Raw genomic sequence first — 20,548 nt, forward strand, 5'->3', positions numbered from 1 at the left:
ATTTGCATCTTCCGAGCAAAAATATCCTCGGGGGTGAGGCGCGCCAGCGCCGAGGGGCAGATAGCCCCCTTACCGCCCCAGCTTGGCATGCACCTCGTCGAGGTCAATCTCGCCCACGGGCATCTTGTTGGCCGGATTTTCGAAATCGTATTTGAACAGCCGGAAATCGCGTTTGTAGATTTCATAGACCAGATGCATCGACAGATCGTCGAAATAGTCCTCGACCGGATGCAGCCGCTTGGGGCCATGCCCTTCACTTTCGTTAAAGCGCGGGATGCTGGCGAGGTCGATCGCATGGGGCCGCTCGGTCCGGTCCAGCACCTCCTGCATGCCTTCGTCGAACCTCTCGGTCCAGAAGATGTGATCGTAGCGCCCGCCGTTGGCGATATAGGTCGCGATATGGCCGGACATGGCGGACCAGTGGATGTCGGGGTCCATCGGTTTGCGCCAGCGGATCGTGTCGCGGGCGAACAACAGAAAGCGCCGGAAGCTCTTGATCTGGTCGAAGGCGAAACCATCCGCCGGATTGCCCACATCGATCCCGTATTTCTGGATCAGTTGCGGGACGAGGTTCCCGCGATAGTAATTGCCGTTGCGCTGCACGCCGCAGATCTTGTCGAAGAAGGACGACAGGATGCGGGTATAGGGGTTGCGCACGCAGGTGAAGGCATAGCTTTTATGCGCCAGCACATTGTCGCGGATCGGTTGCTGGCTGTCCTCCAGCGCCCATTTGTGCAGGCCCGACTTTGCGTCATGAATGTCGCCGTCGAAGAACGTGCCGTGATCGGAATAATACATGATCTGTCCGATGGTCGAACAGGCGCATTTCGGCACCACGCGGTAGACCATGCTTTCGCTGGTGGTCATCCAGATTCCGGGGAAATTGGCCACGAAGATGCTCCTTTGCGGCAAGATGATCCAGCCTTGCCACATAAAGGCAAAGAAACCCTGTCATTTCAACGCATCTTCGCGCTAAGACGCGACAAAGCCGCTTCTGGAACGATCTGATCATCATGGCACGTATCGCGTTCATCCTGCTTTGCCACAAGGACCCTGAGGCCATTCTGGATCAGGTGACACAGTTGACGGCTGCAGGCGATTATGTGGCGATCCATTTTGATGCCTCGGCTGCAGCCGCTGATTACCGCCGGATCGCAGCTGGGCTGGCGGAGAATCCCAATGCGACTGTCGTCAAGCGTCGTGTCCGTTGCGGCTGGGGCGAATGGAGCCTGGTGGACGCCACCTTGCGCACATTGCAGGTGGCATTGGATACCTTCGACCGCGCGACCCATTTCTACATGCTTTCGGGCGATTGCATGCCGATCAAATCCGCCCGCTTCGCGCACCGGTTTCTGGACGAGCACGACAAGGATTTCATCGAAAGCTTCGATTTCTTCAACAGTGACTGGATAAAGACCGGCTTTCGCGAAGAACGGCTGATCTATCGCCATTACTTCAACGAGCGCAGCCAGAAACGCCGATTCTACACGGCCTTCGCCCTGCAAAAGCGGTTCAATATCACCCGCCCCGTGCCATCCGGTATCGACGTGATGATCGGCAGCCAGTGGTGGTGCCTGCGGCGCCGCAGCGCCGAGGCGGTGCTGGATTTCACCCGCCAGCGCCCTGATGTGACGCGCTTCTTTCGCACAACATGGATTCCTGACGAGACTTTCTTTCAGACCCTCGTGCGCCATCTGGTGCCCGGCCGCGAGATCGAGAGCCGCACGCTGACGTTTCTGATGTTCAGCGATTACGGTATGCCGGTGTCGTTCTATAACGATCAGGAGGATCTGCTTCTGGCGCAGGACGCGCTGTTCGCGCGCAAGATCAGCCCCGACGCGATAGGGCTGAAAAGGGCGCTGGGCGCGCTTTATGCCAGCGACCGGACGGATTTCACGATCTCGAACGAGGGCCGCACCCTGTTCAAGTTCCTGACCGAAAGGGGCCGCACTGGCCGCCGTTTCGCGCCGCGATTCTGGGAGGCGGAAACAGCAATCGGGGCCGGACGTGCCTTGCGGATCATCGTGTGCAAGAAATGGCATGTCGCCAAACGACTGGCCGAAGCGATCCGCCGCCACACGGATATTCCGGCCTTCGATTACCTGTTCAACGAAGAAAACACCCCGCTTCCAGATATGGGGGGCATCGAAAAGTCGCTGGCGAAACGTGGCAGGCATCGCCGTGCCTTCATGCGGATGCTGCTTGATCATGAAGGGACCGACCAAGCCGTGATCTGTCTGGATACATCCAGCCTTGATCTGATCGCCGATTTCCATGCCGACCGCGCCGATGTCCGCCTGCTCGAGATCGAATGCGCACTCGGCGACGACTATCTGATCGGCCATGCGATCCGCGTGGGATTGGCGGGGCCGCAGACGTCGTCCGGCACTTTCGCCCGCTTGCTGCCCACGATCCGGCGTGACATGATGCATGAACGCGACGCGATCCGCGATGCCCGTTTCAAGAATGCCGGCCGCCTGCGTGAAACCGCGACCGAGGCCGAAAACGCCGCAGCGATCGCGGCGTTCCTTGAAGTGGATAACGCGACCGCGCTGGCGCTGGCGCAGACGCCGCACCTGTTTGTCGATTGAGGAAGACCGATGACCTTTGACTATGACGACCAGAATATCTTTGCGAAAATCCTGCGCGGGGAAATCCCCAACCAGACGGTTTATGAAAACGACCATGCGCTGGCCTTCAACGATATCAACCCCCAAGCGCCCGTGCATGTGCTGGTGATCCCCAAGGGGGCCTATGTCAGCCTTGACCATTTCGCGCGCGATGCGTCACCTGCCGAACAGGCCGCTTTCATGCAGGCCGTGGCCGAGGTTTGCCGTCTGACCGATGTGGCGCAAGGGTTCCGCGCCATCGCCAATGCCCGCACCCATGGCGTGCAGGACGTGCCGCATTACCACCTGCATATCATCGGCGGGCGGCAATTGGGGCGGATGCTGCAAGGCTGATGTCACGATGTCAGTGACAGGAACACGTCTTCGAGGTCAGCCTCGCGGCTTTGCACGTCCTTGATGATGATCCCCGCCTCGCGCACCAGTGACAGGATCGCATCGGCAGGGGTCGCGCCTGCGCTGTAGGTAAAGCTGAGCCGCCCGTCGTCATGCGCCTGTCCGGTGATCCCCGCTGGCAGGGCGGGCAGGGCGGCGGCCTGCGTCGGCGTGATGACCAGTGTCTTGCTGTCGAGCCGCCCCAAGAGGTTGGCGGTGCTGTCGCGGATCACCACAGCGCCGTGGTTGATGATCGCGATCTCGTCGCACATTTCCTGCGCTTCTTCGAGGTAGTGGGTCGTCAGGATGATCGTCATGCCCTGCTGGTTCAGCTTGCGCACATTGTCCCAAAGCATGTTGCGCAGCGCGATATCGACCCCAGCGGTTGGTTCATCGAGCACAAGGATCTGGGGGCTGTGGACCAGCGCCTTGCCCAGCAAAAGCCTGCGCCGCATCCCTCCCGACAATGAACGTGCATAGGCGTCCGCCTTGTCGGTCAGCCCGATCAGATCAAGGATTTCGGCGGTCCTGCGCTGCGATTTCGGCACACCGTAAAGCCCCGCCTGCACGTCCAGCGACCCCGCGGGCGTGAAGAACGGGTCAAGATTCGGCTCCTGCGGCATGATCCCGATGGCCGCGCGCGACTGGCGCGGGTTCTTGTCCTGATCGAAGCCCCAGATTTTCACCGATCCGGCCGATTTCACCACCAGCCCTGCCAGAATGTTGATCAGCGTCGATTTGCCCGCCCCGTTCGGCCCCAGCAGGCCAAAGATCGTGCCGCGCGGGATCGCCAGGTCGATGCCCTTCAGTGCCTCATGCGCGGGTGCGCGGGCGGTGGCGGCATAGGTTTTGCGCAGGCCCGTGATTTCGATGGCATTGTCGGTCATGCTGGTCTTTCCCCTGTGTCGCGGCTGCGGTATAGGGTGTCACATAAGGCGGGCGGCGCCCCGCGGCAATCAGACAGGCAAGATCCATGACCACACCCGCCCCCGAGACCCGCATCGTGCAAGACTGGCGCGTGTCCTGTGACGGTGGCGAAGGCGCGCTTGGCCATCCCCGCGTCTGGCTGCAGATCCCCGAAGGACGCGGATGGATCGAATGCCCCTATTGCGATGCCAAGCTGATCCACAAGGATTTCGAAGGCAAGGTCTAGCTGATCGGAATATCGCCCTGCACGCAGGGCAGGGCGGCACCAAAGGCCCCCTGCGGCGTCAGGAATTGCAGCACGTTCTCACCGGACCAGACGCGGATCGCGCGGCCATCGCTGGTTTGGCCCTGACCGATCACGGTGCCGGTGATATTGTCCTGATTGTAATAGATCACGTCGATATCGGTCCCGTCGTCGCAGGACAACTGCGACAAACCTGTGCCCATCGGTCCGTTCGAATCCCATGTGCCGCGACAGGCGGCACCGTCCGACATCAGGCCCGTGACACCTCCTGCGTCCCATCCGCGCGCCTGCCCGTCGAATGTCACCCCCTGATCACCGACGCAGGCCAGCACGCGCACGCAGTTCTTGGTGCTGAAAGGCACGTTGCGGCAAATGCTGCTTTCCTGCGCGGCAGCGCTGCTGGCGGCAATGACGGCTGGAAGGATCAGGCGGATCATGGCAAAACCTCTCGGAGCGGATAAAAGGATCATAACGATGGCGCACACATTCGGCAAAGGCTGTCACCTGCATCTGATCGACGGATCGGCCTTCATCTTTCGCGCCTATCATGCGCTGCCGCCGCTCACGCGCAAGTCCGATGGTCTGCCGGTGGGGGCGGTCAGCGGCTTTGTGAACATGCTGCAGCGCTATGTCGAAAACAATTCGGGTGCCGATGCAGCGACCCATGTGGCGGTGATCTTCGACAAGGGCAGCCACACCTTCCGCAACGACATGTTCGACCAGTACAAGGCCAACCGCGAGGCGATGCCCGAGGAATTGCGCCCGCAGATCCCGCTGACGCGCGATGCGACCCGCGCCTTCAACATCGCCTGCGAAGAAGTGGAAGGCTTCGAGGCTGACGACATTATCGCGACCCTTGCCCATCAGGCGCGCCGTGCGGGGGGCCGTGTCACCATCGTCAGTTCCGACAAGGACCTGATGCAGCTTGTCGGTGACGGCGTCGAAATGCTCGACCCGATGAAGAACAAACGCATCGACCGCGACGGCGTGTTCGAGAAATTCGGCGTTTATCCCGACCGCGTCGTCGATGTGCAGGCGCTGGCAGGCGATTCGGTCGATAACGTGCCGGGTGCGCCGGGTATCGGGATCAAGACCGCCGCCTTGCTCATCAACGAATTCGGCGATCTGGAAAGCCTGCTCGACCGCGCCGGCGAGATCACACAACCCAAACGCCGCGAGACACTGGTGAACCACCGCGCGCAGATCGAATTGTCCAAACGGCTGGTGCAGCTTGATTGTGACATGGTTTTGGATTTCGGGCTGGATGATCTGGAAATTCGCAAACCCGACCCCGACACGCTCTTGGCGTTTCTGGCCAAGATGGAATTCCGCACCGTTTCCAAACGGATCGCGGACAAGCTCGGCGTCGCGGCCCCCGTGATCGAGGCGCCAGCCCCCGCGACCGAAACCGCAGCCGCCGAAGCCGTCCCCTTCGATGCGGACAGCTATGAATGTGTGCGCGATGCCGCCGCCTTGCAGGTCTGGATCGACCGGATTTACGAGGCTGGCCATGTCGCCGTTGATACCGAAACCACGAGCCTTGATGAAATGCGCGCCGATCTGGTCGGCATTTCGCTTTGCGTAGAAGCGGGGCAGGCCTGCTACATTCCGCTTGCGCATAAGGCGGGGGCGGATGACCTGTTCGGCTCGGACGCCAAGGCCGAAGGGCAGATGGACATGGCGCAATGCCTCGCCATGCTCAAACCCGTGCTGGAGGATGCAAGCATCCTCAAGATCGGGCAGAACATGAAATACGACGCCAAGATCTTTGCGCTCTTGGATATCCACGTCGCGCCCATCGACGACACGATGCTGATGTCCTACGCGATGCATGCAGGCCTGCATAATCACGGCATGGACACGCTGTCCGAACGCTATCTGGGGCACACGCCGATCCCGATCAAGCCGCTATTGGGCACCGGCAAATCCGCCGTGACCTTCGACCGCGTGCCGGTCGCCGATGCGGTGAAATACGCCGCCGAAGATGCCGATGTCACCCTGCGCCTGTGGCAGACGCTCAAGCCGCAACTGCATGTGAACCGCGTCACTACCGTCTATGAAACACTGGAACGCCCGCTGGTGCCGGTGCTCGCGCAGATGGAAATGCACGGCATCAAGGTCGACCGCGATACCTTGTCGCGCATGTCCAACGCTTTTGCGCAAAAGATGGCGGGGTTGGAGGACGAGATCCAGAAAATGGCAGGCCGCCCGTTCAACGTGGGCTCGCCCAAGCAGCTGGGCGAAATCCTGTTCGATGAACTCGGCCTAGCCATGCCCGACGGCAAACTGCCCGCCAAAGGCAAGACGGGTGCCTATTCCACCGGTGCCGATGTGCTCGAAGACCTCGCCACGATCCACGACCTGCCACGGCGAATCCTCGACTGGCGGCAATTGGCGAAACTGAAATCGACCTACACGGACGCGCTGCAGGACCATATCAACCCCGACACGGGCCGCGTGCATACGTCCTATTCCATCGCGGGCGCGATCACGGGGCGGCTCGCCTCGACCGATCCGAACCTGCAAAACATCCCCGTCCGGTCCGAGGAAGGGCGGCGCATCCGCGAAGCTTTTGTCGCAGCCCCCGGCAATGTGATCGTCAGCCTTGACTACAGCCAGATCGAATTGCGCATCCTCGCGCATATCGCGGGGATCGACGCGCTGAAACAGGCGTTTCTGGACGGCATCGACATCCATGCGATGACGGCGTCGGAAATGTTCGACGTGCCGCTGGACCAGATGACACCCGATATCCGCCGTCAGGCCAAGGCGATCAATTTCGGGGTGATCTACGGGATTTCGGGCTTCGGCCTCGCGCGCAACCTGCGCATCCCGCGTGGCGACGCCCAAGGCTTCATCGACCGCTATTTCGAGCGCTTCCCCGGCATCCGGCAATATATGGATGACACCATCGCCTTCGCCCGCGACCACGGCTATGTCCAGACCCTGTTCGGCCGCCGGATCAACACGCCCGAGATCAACGCGAAAGGCCCACAGGCCGGTTTCGCCAAGCGCGCCGCGATCAACGCGCCGATCCAGGGCACCGCTGCCGATGTGATCCGCCGCGCGATGATCCGCATGCCCGCCGCGATCAAGGACCTGCCCGCCAAAATGCTGCTGCAGGTGCATGACGAACTCTTGTTCGAGGTTGATGCCGCCGCCGCCGAGGATCTGATCGGCATCGCCCGGCAGGTGATGGAAACCGCCAGCGACCCTGCCGTCAAACTCGACGTCAAGCTGGCCGTGGACGCAGGCCAAGGCCCGAACTGGGCCACCGCTCATTGACGAAGGGCGCGAGGTAAACCCCGCGCCCCCGACTTCTTTTTTCCAAAAATACTCCCGCGCGGAGCGCTCCGTCGCGGCAGCGGCGGATCAGTTCACCGACTTGGCTTCGACCAGATTGGCCTCGGACGGGCGCGCGGGTGCAATCGCGATCCGGCGGGGTTTCAGCGCCTCGGGCACTTCGCGCACCAGATCAATATGCAGCATGCCGTTTTCATGCAACGCACCCGTCACCTGCACATGATCGGCCAGATGGAACCGGCGTTCAAAAGCGCGGGTCGCAATCCCGCGATGCAGGAACTTGCGGTCGCTGTCGTCGCCGTCCTTGCGGGCGGTGACATGCAGCGCGCGGTCCTTCACCTCGATGGCAAGCTCGTGGTCTGCAAAACCTGCCACGGCGATGGAAATGCGCCAGGCGTCATCGGCGGTTTTTTCGATATTGTAAGGGGGATAGCTGTTCTGGCCCACATCACTTGCCAGCGCGCGGTCCAGCAGGTCGGCGATCTGGTCAAAGCCGACAGTGGCACGGTAGAGCGGGGTCAAATCAAAACTACGCATAGGGTCATCCTTTTCATCAAGCGATAACATTGTATGGCCTTCCGCAACCGGACAGGCCGTTGTCGCAGGGCCCGTCAGTGGCACCCTGCTGCTGATGATTTGGGAAAGGATCAGATGCGTTTCAAGACCCTAGTCGACGGTCACGAACTTGGCGCCGGTGTCGTTCCGCTCGCCCAGTGTCATCACCCGCTGGCTGCCGCCGGGGCGCGCTGGCCCTTGGGATGCGAAATGCGCCATCAGCGCGGTCAGCGGCCCTTCGAGGGACGTGCCCAATGACACCTTTTCCCCGCCGACATGCGCCATTGCCGACACGACCGAGGCGATCCGTGTCTCGCCGTCGCGCAGGATAAAGACGGGCGACCCGCTTGACCCGTAATCGACATCGCAGGTCATGATGATCACGCCGGTCTGACGGCCAAGAACATTGCACACTTCCTGCAGGCTCGGGGCCTCTTCGCGGCCACGGCCGTAGGACACGACCCCGACCTCGTCCCCTGTCAGCGGACGTTCCGCGATCAGATAGGGGCGCAGGCGCGTTTCGCGGATCGGGCGGTCCAGTTCCAGCACAGCGATATCCATCGCCACGGCCGAAGGGCGCGTCATCCCCTCGTCATGGGTGTAATCAGGATGCGCCACCGCCCGCGTCACGCCGCGCGTCGCGGCTGCGCGCCCGTCGCGCAGGCCTGCGCGAAATTCGAACCTGTCCGCCGCGATCAACGAACCGTCGGTGTCATAAAGACAATGTGCCGCCGTCAGGATCAACCGCTCGCGGATCAGCGCCGCCGTACAGAACCCCTTGCCCGCGATATCAAGGCGCCCCACGGCCTCCCAGCCCTGGCTGTCCTGCCGCGTCTGCAAGGTGACAAGCCCGCTTTCCTGCGCCGCCACCGCAAAGGCGCCGGTCAGAACCATCAAAGCTGCCGCGAACACCTTGCGCATCTTGTCTCCAATCATCGGCCGATGGCGGAATGATACACAAGGCGGACCCGTGACGCTAGCGCAGGATCGGCACGGGCGGCGCGGTCTTTCCGGGTGCCGTCAGCGCAGGCGGCTGCGGCCCGCCTGTCGCCCAGTCGAGCAGTTCGACGGTGTGGACAATCGGCACGCCCGTGCCGCTGCCGATCTGCATCATGCAGCCGATATTGCCTGCGGCGATGATATCGGGCACCAGCGCCTCCAGCGTTTTGACCTTGCGGGCCTTCAGCTGCTTTGAAATCTCGGGCTGCATCAGGTTGTAGGTGCCTGCCGACCCACAGCACAGGTGGCTGTCGGCGGGTTCGAGCACGGTAAAGCCGGCCTTTTTGAGCAGGTCTTTGGGATAGGTCTTGATCTTCTGGCCATGCTGCAAGGAACAGGCGGCATGATAGGCGACCTTGGTGCCTTTGTCGGCACCCGCAGGCAGGTCGAGTTTCATCAGCACTTCTGACACGTCCATGGCAATGGCGGCAACCCGCGCGGCATCGGCGGCCAGCGGATCGTTGCGGAACATATGTCCGTAATCCTTGACCGTCGTCCCGCAGCCCGAGGTGTTGATGACGATGGCATCCAAGCCCCCCTCATCCATCTCGCGCACCCAGGCGCGGATATTGGCCGCCGCCGCCGCGTGGCTTTCCTTTTCCTTGCCCATGTGATGGGTCAGGGCCCCGCAACAGCCCGCCCCCTTTGCCACGACGACTTCGGCCCCGAAACGGGTCAGCAAGCGGATCGTGGCATCATTGATATCGGTGTTCAGCGCCTTTTGCGCGCAGCCCGTCATCAGTGCGACGCGCATCTTTTTATCGGCGACGGCAAAGGTCTGCGGATCATCATTGCGGCTGACCGGCGGGATCGTGCGCGGTGCCATCTCCAGCATCGCACGCAGGCGCGGATCAGGCATGAACCGTGCAAACGGCCGTCCGATCTTGGCCCCCAGCAGCGCCAGCCTGAACCGCATCGGATAGGGCAACACCTGCGCCAATATCCAGCGCAAGGCACGATCCGACCACGGGCGGTTATAGTTCTTTTCAATATAGGCGCGGGCATGATCGACCAGATGCATGTAATGCACGCCGGACGGGCAGGTCGTCATGCAGGCGAGGCACGAAAGGCAGCGGTCGATGTGCTTGACGGTCTTGGCATCGGGCACACGCTCGTTTTCCAGCATGTCCTTGATCAAATAGATCCGCCCGCGCGGGCTGTCCAACTCGTCGCCGAGGATCTGGTAGGTCGGGCAGGTCGCCGTGCAGAACCCGCAGTGTACGCAGGTCCGCAGGATCTGGTTGGCCCGCGCTGTGCCGGGGTCCTGCAACTGTTCTGGTGTGAATGTCGTCTGCATCAGCCCATTATCCCCGGATTGAATATCCCGCGCGGATCGAATTTCGCACGCAGCCCTGCGCTCAGCGCCGCGACAGGGGCCGGTTCAGGCTGGAACACCGGCACATCCGCTTGCCCCCGGATCAACGTCGCATGGCCCGCAAAATCCGCGAGCCTCGCGCGCAGATCGCCATCTGCCAGCAGCCAGACCAACCCGCCCGCCCAGTCATAGATCACCGCCCGCGCGCCCGACTTGGCCACCAGCGCAGGCGCATCCGACGCCTTGACCGACAGCCGCCAGACGCAGCCCGTTTGTCCGGCAAAGGCCGTCACATCGCGGATTGCGGCCCAGATTGCCGCCCCCTGTGCGGGATCATCCAGCACCGTGACCGTGCCGAACGGCGCGAGGACCCCCGCCAACGCCTGCGCGCGATAAGCAACCGAGGCGGCAAAGCCTTCCAGCCGCAACAGCGTGCGCCCCGCTGCGGGATCATGCGCCGCCCCCGTCACCTCGAAAGGCGAGGACATGGCCGCCGCCATCGCGGATACGGCCGTGACATCATCGAGCCCGTCCAGCACCAAGGCCGCCTGCGTTTCCACATCCGGCAGCACCTTCAGCGATACTTCGGTCAGCACGCCCAAGGTGCCATAGGACCCCGTCAGCAGCTTGACCAGATCATAGCCCGTGACGTTCTTCATCACGCGGCCGCCGTTCTTGATGATATGGCCCGCGCCATCGACAAACCGCACGCCCAGCATGAAATCGCGGCAGGCCCCCACGGAAATGCGCCGTGGCCCTGACACATTGGCGGCAACCATGCCACCGATGGTCGGCTCTCCACTGGTGCCAAGCAGCGCACGATGATCCATCGGTTCAAACGCCAGCCGCTGGTTTTCCGCCGCCAGCCGCGCCTGCACTTCGGCCAAAGGCGTGCCCGCCTTGGCCACCAGCGTCAGCGCGCCGGGTTCATACAGCGTGATCCCCGCCATGCCCGCAAGCGACAGCGCAGCGCCGGTGCTGCGCCCGATGGGCCGCGTGCCGCCGCCCACGATCCGCAGCGGGCCATCGGCCTCTGCCACCATGCGGGCAAGCTCTTCCTCGTTCTGGGGTGTCATATCATCGTCCGAGCACAAATATCCTGGGGGAGTCCCGGACAAGGTCCGGGGCGGGGGCAAAGCCCCCTCAAGCGGCGCGCCGGGGCGCAGAGCTATCCAGCGGAAACACCTTGGCCGCATTCAGCAACCATGCCGGATCGAACACATCCTTGACCGCCATCTGCGCTTCCAGATCGGCGGGCGCGAATTGCACATGCATGAGGTCGCGCTTTTCGATCCCCACACCATGTTCGCCGGTCAGACAACCGCCGACCTCGACACACAGCCGCAGGATATCGGCACCGAACGCCTCGCACAGCTCCAGATCGCCGGGTTTATTGGCATCAAACAGGATCAGCGGATGCATATTGCCGTCACCGGCATGGAACACATTGCCGACGCCAAGCCCGTATTCCTTGGACATCTCGCCGATCCGGCGCAGCACATAAGGCAGCGCCGATACGGGGATCGTCCCATCCAGACACATGTAATCATTGATCTGGCCCATGGCACCAAAGGCCGATTTGCGCCCGAGCCAGATGCGGCCTGCCTCGGCGGCATCCTTGGCCTCGCGCAGTTCCACCGGATTGTGGCGGCGCGCGATGTCCATGATCAGGGCGAGCTGCGCGTCGATCTCGGCGGGGGATCCTTCGACCTCGACGATCAGCAGCGCCTCGCAGATCGGATAGCCGGCTTTGGCGAAAGCCTCGGTCGCCTCGATGCAGGGGCGGTCCATGAATTCGATGGCGACGGGCAGGATGCCCGCCTTGATGATGTCGGTGACGACCTGACCCGCGACTTCGGAACTGTCATAGCCCATCAGCACAGGCCGCGCGCCTTCGGGCTTGGGCAGGATGCGCAGGGTGGCTTCTGTCACCACACCCAACTGCCCCTCGGACCCGCAAATCACGCCAAGCAGGTCCAGCCCGCCCGCATCCATATGCGCGCCGCCGATCTCCATCACCGTGCCGTCCATCGTGACCAGCGTCACACCCAGCAGATTGTTCGTGGTGACACCGTATTTCAGGCAATGCGCGCCGCCCGAATTCATCGCGATATTGCCCGCGATGGCACAGGCAAGCTGGCTGGACGGGTCGGGGGCATAGAAAAAACCATCCGCCTCGACCGCCCCTGTCACTGACAGGTTGGTGCGGCCGGTCTGCACGCGGATATAGCGGTCGGGGTAATTCGTCTCGATCACCTGCGTCATGCGCGCGACCCCAAGGATCACGCAATCGGCCGTCGGCAATGCACCGCCCGCGAGCGATGTGCCGGACCCGCGCGGCACAACCGGCACACCAAGTTCGTGGCAGACTTTCAGCACTGCCGCGACCTCCTCGGTCGTGGATGGCAGAACCACCGCCAAAGGCGGACAACGATAGGCGGTCAGCGCGTCGCATTCATAGGCGCGGGTTTCCGCGATATCCGACATCAGCGCATCGGGCGGCAACACGGCGGCCAAGCGGGAAACGATCTGGTCTTTGCGGGACAAGACTCCGGCATTCGGCACAGGCATTTGCATGGATGATCCTCCCATCGCGACAACTGGTAAAATTATATGACCAATTTTGCCATCTGGCAAGTCGGAACGTGACTCGTTACAGATTCTACATGACCTTACTGGAACATCTTGCCCTTCTGAGCCTGTTTGACGCAATCGCCGCGGCGCTGATCGTGCTGGTCTGGTTCGCGATCGGCTGGCGGATCGAACATCCCAGTGCAAAGCACCCATCGGTCACGATGTTGATGTCCGAACGCAGGCGCGACTGGATGAAGGTCTTTGTCGCCCGCGATCCGCGTATCTTCGACAGCCAGATTCTGGGCGGCCTGCGCGAAGGCACCGCGTTTTTCGCTTCGACCAGCCTCTTCGCCATTGGTGGCGTGCTGGCGCTGCTTGGCAATACCGAAAGCCTGCGCGGCGTCGCGGCAGAGGTGACGGATACGCAGGTCCCCGTGCTGATCTGGCAGTTGAAACTGGCGCTGGTCGCGCTGTTCCTGACCAACGGTTTTCTGAAATTCGTCTGGTCCAACCGCGTCTTCGGTTATTGTGCGGTGGTCATGGCCTCGGTGCCGAACGATCCCGCCGACCCTATCGCCTATCCGCGCGCGGCACAGGCGGCAGAGCTTAACATCCGCGCGGCGCTGAATTTCAACCGCGGTCTGCGGTCTATGTATTTCGCACTGGCCGCTTTGGCCTGGCTTGCCGGACCCGGCGCGCTGGTCGCGGCGACGGCGGTGGTCGCGTGGATTATCTGGTCGCGCGAATTCACGTCATTGCCGCGCAACGTGCTGATGAACGATTAGCGTCGCCCTTCGCGCAACCACGCCCCCACGCTCAACATCGCGGCCAGCAGCAGGAACAGCCATGCCGGCACCAAAGGCGTGATCTGGATATCCGCTGTCTGGAACGCTTCGCGCGGGGTGATTCCGATCCAGCCGCGCCCTGTGGCAGGACGACCCGGGCGCACGGCGCGGATATCGACGGACCCCGCCGACACCGGCATGATGCCGCCGCGCTGGGCCTCGATCAGGGGTGCCAGCACGTCACCCGTGGCGATCGTCTGCTCGAATTCGCGGGGGGCTGCAGGCCCAAGTGCGATGACAGCCTGCTCGTCCCCGTCATCCAGCCGGTAAAGCCCGATTTCGGGCGCATCCCAGAGTGTCTCGAACCGGCCGGGCGACACTTCTGTGAGCGGCAGGACGGTCTCGGTCCCGTCGGGATGCGTGACCGTCACGTCGCCTGTGGTTTCAGACAGGGTGCGGCGGATGATCCGCATCTGTTGGCCCACCGGTTCGACGAACAGCGCTTCTTCCTCGAGTTCGGGTTCGCGCATCAACCAATGCGCCGCACGGCGCAGCAGTTCCAGCTGCGGCCCACCGCCTTCATAGCCGCGATCCCAGAGCCACGAATGATCCGACGCCATCAGCGCCACACGGCCTTCGCCGACACGGTTCAGCACCAGAAGCGGGCGGTCATCAAGGCCCGACATCACGACCGACGCATCCTCTGGCACCAGCACATCGACCAGCCGGAACCAGCGGCCCCAGCCCGGACCTTCGCCATCGGCAGCCGGTGGCGAGAGCGCATCAAGCCCCGCCGTCACCGGATGGCGCGCGCCCAGATCGGTGATCTGCGGCACGTATCCTTCCTCGAACACGCGCGCGGTCGGCGCGCCGGGCAGCACAGCCCCCAGAGGCGAGCGATAGATGCTTTCGGCCCCGCCATATTCCGGCCCGGACGAGATCAGCACAGCCCCGCCCTGTTCGACATAATTGCGGATATTGTCGAAATAGGCGTTGGGCAAGATGCCGCGCCGGCGATACCGGTCAAAGATGATCAGGTCGAATTCGTTGATCTTTTCCAAAAATAGTTCGCGGGTTGGAAAGGCGATCAGCGACAGTTCATTGACCGGTACACCGTCCTGTTTGTCCGGCGGACGCAGAATGGTGAAATGCACAAGGTCCACGGCGGCATCCGATTTGAGCAAGTTGCGCCATGTCCGCTCGCCCGGATGCGGCTCGCCAGAGACGAGCAGCACGCTCAGCCGGTCGCGGACGCCGTTGATCTGGATGACGGCCGCATTGTTGCGGTCGGTCAATTCGCCCTCGGCGGTCGGAATGGTGAATTGCAGCACGTTCATGCCCGCGTGCTCCAACTGCACGGGCAGTTCGATGTCGCGGCCGATGGGTACAGGCAGTGTCATCGGCGTATCGCCGTCGATGGAAATCGACAGATCAACCGTCTGCGTGGCCGGTGCTTCGCCCTGATCCTCGATCCGGAGCGTCAGGTTGAACGTCTCGCCCAGAATGGCAAAGGCGGGGGCGTTGGACACGACCAGCCTGCGGTCCCAGTCGTCAGGTTCACCCGTCAGCACCAGATGCAGCGGCGCGGGCAGGGCGGGGGCGTTGTCCATGTCATGCACACGCCCGTCCGAGATCACGACGATCCCCGCGATCCGGCCCTGCGGTTCTTCGGCCAATGCCTGAGACAAAGCAGTCATCAGGGCGGTGCCCTGATCCCCCTCGGCATCGCCCAAAGTGACAAGGCGCATTTCGGTATTGGGCTGCCGTTCCAGTTCGGCGGTGATGTTCGCCAGTGCCTGCGCATTCTGGTCGGGGCGGCCCGCGATGCGCTGGCTGGCACTTTCGTCGACCACGACCATGACGATATCGCTTAGCGGCGCACGATCCTCGCGCTGCAAGGACGGGTTCGCCATCGCCGCCAGCAAGGCGACGCCCGCCAGCCCGCGCAGCCACCAGCCCGCCAACCGCCGCCAAACGGCGAGCGTGACCGCCAGGACGACCAGCCCCGCCAGACCATAGACCGCGATCAGCGGGATCAGCGGATCAAAGATTACCGTGCCGGTCATTCACCAACGCCCCTACATCGTTCGAGCCCAAGTATCCCCGCCGGAGGCGTCAGATGTCGTGACATCTGACAGAAATAGTTCAGCCGAATTCTCATTGCCCGAGCCTGTTAAGCAGGTCCGGCACATGGACCTGATCGGATTTATAATTCCCCGTCAGCACGTGCATGATCAGGTTGACGCCAAATCGCAGCGCGATCTCGCGCTGGCGTTCGCCTGCGGTGCCGCGCCCGACAGGGAACATCGGCGCGCCGTTCGAGGTAACAGCCCAGGCGCGCGCCCAGTCGTTGCCGCCGATCACCACCGGCGTCACCCCGTCGTTGAGATTGCGAAACGGCATCCCGTCGATCTGTACGGCGTCCACAGGGGCGGCCTCGACCCAGACATCGCGGCTGGCGTGGCGCCCCGGAAAGTCCTGCAACAGGTAAAAGGTGCGCGTCAGCACATGGTCGGTCGGGATCGGCTCCAAGGGGGGAATATCCAGCGACCGCGCAATCGCCTGCAGCCGCGCGCCTTCGGGCGAGCCCGAGCCGAACCGTGCCGTATCGGCGTCGCGCGTGTCGAACAGGATCATCCCGCCGGTGCGCAGATAGCGGTTGAGCTTGCCATAAGCCTCGCGGCTGGGCAGCGGTTGATCTGCCGTGATCGGCCAATAGATGAACGGGAAGAACGCCAGTTCATCTGTTTCGATATTCACGCCCATCGGGGCTGCGGGCTCGATCGAGGTGCGCCGGAAAAGCGTTTGCGACAGGCCCAGAAGGCCGGCTGCAGTCACCTCGTCGACCTGCGGATCGCCGGTCAGCACATGGGCCAGCACCACCTCGGTCGTGGCCTGCAGCGCGAAATCCTCGGGGCTTTGCGCCTGCGCCTCGGGGGCAGCCAGCAAGGCCAGCACAAATGCCGCCGCCACATCCGCGCGCGGTCCGCGCAAGCGGCCGCCCACAGCAAGCGAGGCGATGATATCGACCAGCAGCAGCGCCAGCGCCGCGGTCAGAAGCCAGCCCTTCAGGGCCGTGGCGCGCAGAACATCCATTCCTTCGACAGCGATCCGCGCAGGCCAGGCCGCAGGGGTCAGTACCGTCTCCGGCCCGATCACATTCACAGCGATCTGGCGGTCGCGCGCGGCGTAAAGCCCGGGCTGCAACTGCGGTCCGGTGACACCTTCGGCCAGCACCTCGCCCGCGACACCGGCCAGATCGCGCCCGTCCTGCAAACGCCCGTAGGCATCCAGCAGGGTCTGTGGCTGCCATGTCGTGCCTTCGAGTTCGGTGGCCTCTGGCGTGGCAGGGCGGGTGGACACGGCCAGCCGTTCCAGCATCTGCACGAAGAGGCCCGACAAAGGCAGGCTCGACCATTCGGCATTGGCCGTCACATGCACCAGCACGACCTGTCCGTCACCGCTGAACTTGCGTGTGACCAGCGGCGTGCCATCGGCCAGCTGCGCGATCACGCGGTTGGCCAGCGTCGGGTCGGGCTGCGCCATGACCTGACTGGTGACGGTCACATCGTCGGGGATGGTCAGGCCAAAGAACGGCGTGTCGGGGGCGAAGGGCGCCAGTGCCTTGGGTTCGCCCCAGCTCATCGCACCACCCACGCTGCGCCCGCCTTCGCGCAGGCGTACGGGCAAAAGCGGGTCCTCGCTTCGGCGGCCAACGTCAGAGGCCGCGAGACGCGGCCCTGCAAAACGCAACAGCAGGCCCCCCGCCTCGACCCAATCGGCGATGCCTTGCGCCTCAAGATCGGTCAGGATCGCGACATCGGCCAGCACGATCACATCGGGGTTGGCCAGAAGAACATCCGCCAGATCACCGTCGATCAGGTCGGCGGTGGGCGCCAATGCCTCTCGCAGATAGAAAAGCTGCGATAGCAGTTCCAGCCCTTCGCGGTCACCACTACCTGCGATCAGGGCCACCTCGCGCCGTCGCAACGCATCATCCACAAGACTGACCGCCGCGGCAGAGCGGGTGCCCGTCAACTCGAACCGCGTGATCCGGTTGCGCAATTCGGGCGGCAGGTCGAGCGTGGTTTCCGCCACCTCTTGCCCCGCCTCAAACGCCAGCTGCACAGAGGCCAGCGCCCGTTCCACGCCTGCCGGATCAAGCCCGATGGCAGTGACGGTCGTCTCGCTTGGCGCACCGACAGGGGTGCGGGTGGCACTCACACGGACCTCGCCATCCTCGAACCTTGCAGGGCGCAGGCCCGTCACCTGACGCGGAGTCTGGAACACGGTCACAGTGCCTGCCGCCTCGAAGGCCGCCAACAGATCATCGCGGCCCGCATAATCAAGGCCGTCGCTGATCCAGTAGGTCTCGAAATCGCCCTGATCCGCGAAATAGGCGGCAGCATCGACAGGCTGCCACGGTCGCGGTTGCAGGTTCGCCAACCGGTCCTGCCATGCGCTGGGGGCGGCAAAGGGCAGGGGTTCGGCCAAGGGCAAGCCCGTCAGCGTCACGACCGCGACGCGGCGTTCGTTGACGGCCGCCTCGGACAACAGCGCCGCCACACGGTCGATCTTGGCCTGCCAGTCGGGTGCACCGGCCCATGTACCATCAAGGGCAATGACCAGATCACCCCGTCCGTCGCGGGCGTCTTGCGGGTTCAGCACGGGGCCGGCAAAGCCGATGATGACGGCGGCAATGGCCAGCAGCCGCAACAAGAGCAGCCACCACGGGGTGCGGTCGGACTGGCTTTCGTCGTCTGTCAGCCCCAGCAGCAGTGCCACACCGGGGAAACGCCGCCGTACGGGGGCAGGCGGCACGGCGCGCAGCAAAATCCACAGGATCGGCAGGGCGATCAGGCCAAGCAGCAGCATCGGCGCTGCAAATCCGACAGGGCCAAGCATGAACATCAGCGCCGCCTTTCCAGCGCGCCATAAAGCCAGAGCAGCGCTTGCGTCGCGGATTGCCCGGTATGATGCGTGTGAAACTGCCAGCCGGTCATGCGGGCCAATCCCGCCAGTTCGTCCTTGCGCGCCGCCAACCTGTCGAGATAGCGCGATTTGAGATCACGGGCGCGCAGCGTTTCGTGCTGCACACTGCCGGTCATGGACTGGAAAATGGTGCGCCCGTCAAACGGAAACGCCTCTTCCTGCGGGTCGAGAACCTGCAGCAGCGCGCCTTTGACACCGCGATCCGCGGCACGGAGCAGCGCGTCGCGCACGCCGTCAATATTGCCCAGAAAATCGCTGACAAACAGCGCGCGCGAATGCGGCAGCATGCCGGTTGCGTCGGGTGATCCGTGATCGGTCGTGGCATCCTCGGACAGGATCTGCGCCATCTGCTGCAACTGTGCGCCGCCGCGTCGTGGCGGCAGGCGCAGACCGGTCAGCCCGACCCGTTCCCCGCCGCGGATCAGCAGCACCGCCAGCGCCATGGCCAGCGTGCGGGCGCGGTCGCCCTTGGTCGCGTGATCGTCGGACGCAAAGCCCATCGACGCGCCCTGATCGACCCAGAGGATGACCGATTGCGCGATCTGCCATTCCTTGTCCTGCACAAAGCGCGCATCCGACCGCGCCGACCGCCGCCAGTCGATACTGCGCGCGGCGTCGTGGTTCTGTGCGGGGCGGTATTGCCAGAACGTATCGCCAGTGCCCGCCCGCCTGCGCCCGTGTTCGCCCAGCAGCACGGTAGCGGCCAGGTGCTCTGCCTCGGCCAGCAGGGGCGGCAGATGGGCGGCAAGCGTTTCCGCCTGCGAACGAAGCGTCAGCGGTGCCGTCATGCCGCCGCTGCGACCTGTGTGATCTGGCTTGCGACTTCGTTGATGATGGATTGCACATCCTCGCCGCGCGCGCGGGCGGCAAAGGACAGCGCCATGCGGTGTTCCAGCACCGGCACTGCCATGTTGCGCACATCCTCTGCCGAGGGCACCAAACGGCCGTCGAGCAGCGCCGAGGCGCGCACCGTCAGCATCAGCGCCTGTGCCGCCCGCGGGCCGGGGCCCCAGCTGACATTCTGGCGGATCACATCGGGGGCGGTTGCGTCATCGGGGCGGCAGGCGCGCACCAGATCGAGGATCATGTCGAGGATATGTTCCCCCACCGGCATCCGCCGCAACAGCGCTTGCGCGGCCAGCAATTCCTGCGCCGTGAATACGGCGGTCGCCTGTGCATCCTCGACCCCAGTCGTCGCGATCAGGATGTCCTTTTCGGTCTGCCGGTCAGGGTAGGGCACGTCGATCTGGACAAGGAAACGGTCCAGCTGCGCCTCTGGCAGCGGATAGGTCCCTTCCTGTTCCAGCGGGTTCTGGGTGGCCAGCACATGGAACGGCACGCCCAGCGGGCGGTGCTGGCCTGCGATCGTGACCTCTTTTTCCTGCATCGCCTGCAGTAGCGCGGACTGCGTGCGGGGGCTCGCGCGGTTGATCTCATCGGCCATCAGCAACTGGCAGAACACTGGCCCTTCGATGAAGCGGAACGCGCGGCTGCCGTCGGCGGCGGTCTCCAGCACTTCGGACCCCAGAATGTCGGCAGGCATCAGATCGGGTGTGAACTGGATGCGGTTGCCGTGCAGCCCCATGACGGTGGACAAAGCATCCACCAGCCGCGTCTTGCCAAGGCCCGGAAGGCCAATCAGCACCGCATGGCCACCGCAGATCAGCGCCGACAATGTCAGGTCCACGACCCGCCGCTGGCCGATGAAACGGGCGGCGATACTGTCGCGCGCCTCGCCCAGTTTTGCACCCAGTGCGTCTATCTGTGCGACAAGATCGGCGTCGTCGGCCATGACTTTCCCCTCGGATTACCTATATGCTGTAAAAGATCAGATAATCCTGTCGATCCCAAT

At 63.5% G+C, this 20,548-nt stretch carries 17 protein-coding genes; 5 read left to right on the forward strand and 12 right to left on the reverse strand.

What is annotated here, in order from left to right:
* Positions 1–69 precede the first annotated feature (69 nt).
* On the reverse strand, positions 70–867 hold the full coding sequence (locus VCK47_RS14655) for a sulfotransferase family protein (RefSeq protein WP_322890684.1): 798 nt from the start codon (positions 865–867) through the stop codon (positions 70–72).
* A 146-nt stretch (positions 868–1,013) separates the two neighbouring features.
* On the opposite strand from VCK47_RS14655, the gene VCK47_RS14660 reads away from it, so the two are divergent.
* Both VCK47_RS14660 and VCK47_RS14665 read left to right on the forward strand, forming a co-directional pair.
* On the forward strand, positions 1,014–2,591 hold the full coding sequence (locus tag VCK47_RS14660) for a DUF5928 domain-containing protein (RefSeq protein WP_322890143.1): 1,578 nt from the start codon (positions 1,014–1,016) through the stop codon (positions 2,589–2,591).
* A gap of 9 nt (positions 2,592–2,600) precedes the next feature.
* Positions 2,601–2,963 (forward strand): HIT domain-containing protein, encoded by a 363-nt coding sequence (locus VCK47_RS14665; RefSeq protein ID WP_322890142.1) that lies wholly within the window; start codon positions 2,601–2,603, stop codon positions 2,961–2,963.
* Between the two features lie 2 nt (positions 2,964–2,965).
* Here the strand turns inward: VCK47_RS14665 and VCK47_RS14670 are convergent, their stop codons facing one another.
* On the reverse strand, positions 2,966–3,889 hold the full coding sequence (locus tag VCK47_RS14670; protein ID WP_322890141.1) for an ABC transporter ATP-binding protein: 924 nt from the start codon (positions 3,887–3,889) through the stop codon (positions 2,966–2,968).
* 86 nt (positions 3,890–3,975) lie between these two features.
* Here VCK47_RS14670 and VCK47_RS14675 point away from each other — a divergent pair, with 86 nt between their 5' ends.
* Positions 3,976–4,155: a zinc-finger domain-containing protein gene (locus VCK47_RS14675; RefSeq protein ID WP_322890140.1), complete on the forward strand. Its 180-nt coding sequence runs from the start codon at positions 3,976–3,978 to the stop codon at positions 4,153–4,155.
* Here the strand turns inward: VCK47_RS14675 and VCK47_RS14680 are convergent.
* Complete coding sequence (locus VCK47_RS14680; RefSeq protein ID WP_322890139.1) at positions 4,152–4,610, reverse strand: hypothetical protein; 459 nt, start codon at positions 4,608–4,610, stop codon at positions 4,152–4,154. The two genes, VCK47_RS14675 and VCK47_RS14680, sit on opposite strands and share 4 nt — an antisense overlap.
* A gap of 37 nt (positions 4,611–4,647) precedes the next feature.
* Here VCK47_RS14680 and polA point away from each other — a divergent pair, with 37 nt between their 5' ends.
* Positions 4,648–7,458: a DNA polymerase I gene (gene polA, locus VCK47_RS14685; RefSeq protein WP_322890138.1), complete on the forward strand. Its 2,811-nt coding sequence runs from the start codon at positions 4,648–4,650 to the stop codon at positions 7,456–7,458.
* Positions 7,459–7,545: 87 nt separating this feature from the next.
* Here polA and VCK47_RS14690 read toward each other — a convergent pair whose 3' ends face one another.
* From VCK47_RS14690 to VCK47_RS14710, 5 genes are all read right to left on the reverse strand, one after another.
* Entirely contained in the window at positions 7,546–8,013 is a 468-nt protein-coding gene (locus VCK47_RS14690; protein ID WP_322890137.1) for an Hsp20 family protein, read from the reverse strand.
* Positions 8,014–8,142: 129 nt separating this feature from the next.
* A complete protein-coding gene (locus VCK47_RS14695) occupies positions 8,143–8,952 on the reverse strand; it encodes a trypsin-like serine peptidase (protein WP_322890136.1) in 810 nt (269 codons plus the stop codon).
* A 55-nt stretch (positions 8,953–9,007) separates the two neighbouring features.
* Positions 9,008–10,327: a glycolate oxidase subunit GlcF gene (glcF, locus tag VCK47_RS14700; protein ID WP_322890135.1), complete on the reverse strand. Its 1,320-nt coding sequence runs from the start codon at positions 10,325–10,327 to the stop codon at positions 9,008–9,010.
* A complete protein-coding gene (locus VCK47_RS14705) occupies positions 10,327–11,421 on the reverse strand; it encodes an FAD-binding protein (RefSeq protein ID WP_322890134.1) in 1,095 nt (364 codons plus the stop codon). Before VCK47_RS14705 ends, glcF begins: the two co-directional genes overlap by 1 nt.
* 67 nt (positions 11,422–11,488) lie before the next feature.
* On the reverse strand, positions 11,489–12,922 hold the full coding sequence (locus VCK47_RS14710; RefSeq protein ID WP_322890133.1) for an FAD-linked oxidase C-terminal domain-containing protein: 1,434 nt from the start codon (positions 12,920–12,922) through the stop codon (positions 11,489–11,491).
* An 89-nt stretch (positions 12,923–13,011) separates the two neighbouring features.
* Here VCK47_RS14710 and VCK47_RS14715 point away from each other — a divergent pair, with 89 nt between their 5' ends.
* Positions 13,012–13,704 carry a DUF599 domain-containing protein gene (locus VCK47_RS14715; RefSeq protein WP_322890132.1) on the forward strand — a complete coding sequence of 231 codons (693 nt, stop codon included), beginning with the start codon at positions 13,012–13,014 and terminating at the stop codon, positions 13,702–13,704.
* Here VCK47_RS14715 and VCK47_RS14720 read toward each other — a convergent pair.
* The 4 genes from VCK47_RS14720 to VCK47_RS14735 all read right to left on the reverse strand — a co-directional run bounded on the left by VCK47_RS14720 (position 13,701) and on the right by VCK47_RS14735 (position 20,488).
* Positions 13,701–15,770 carry a hypothetical protein gene (locus VCK47_RS14720; RefSeq protein ID WP_322890131.1) on the reverse strand — a complete coding sequence of 690 codons (2,070 nt, stop codon included), beginning with the start codon at positions 15,768–15,770 and terminating at the stop codon, positions 13,701–13,703. The genes VCK47_RS14715 and VCK47_RS14720 overlap by 4 nt on opposite strands.
* A gap of 91 nt (positions 15,771–15,861) precedes the next feature.
* The gene (locus VCK47_RS14725) at positions 15,862–18,615 is read right to left on the reverse strand and encodes a DUF4159 domain-containing protein (RefSeq protein WP_322890130.1); all 2,754 of its coding nucleotides are present in this window, start codon (positions 18,613–18,615) and stop codon (positions 15,862–15,864) included.
* On the reverse strand, positions 18,615–19,484 hold the full coding sequence (locus tag VCK47_RS14730; RefSeq protein WP_322890129.1) for a DUF58 domain-containing protein: 870 nt from the start codon (positions 19,482–19,484) through the stop codon (positions 18,615–18,617). Before VCK47_RS14730 ends, VCK47_RS14725 begins: the two co-directional genes overlap by 1 nt.
* Positions 19,481–20,488: a MoxR family ATPase gene (locus tag VCK47_RS14735; RefSeq protein ID WP_322890128.1), complete on the reverse strand. Its 1,008-nt coding sequence runs from the start codon at positions 20,486–20,488 to the stop codon at positions 19,481–19,483. The genes VCK47_RS14730 and VCK47_RS14735 overlap by 4 nt, the downstream gene beginning before the upstream one ends.
* Between the last annotated feature and the right edge of the window lie 60 nt (positions 20,489–20,548).

The organism is Yoonia sp. 72, assembly GCF_034652275.1.
Lineage (GTDB): Bacteria > Pseudomonadota > Alphaproteobacteria > Rhodobacterales > Rhodobacteraceae > Yoonia.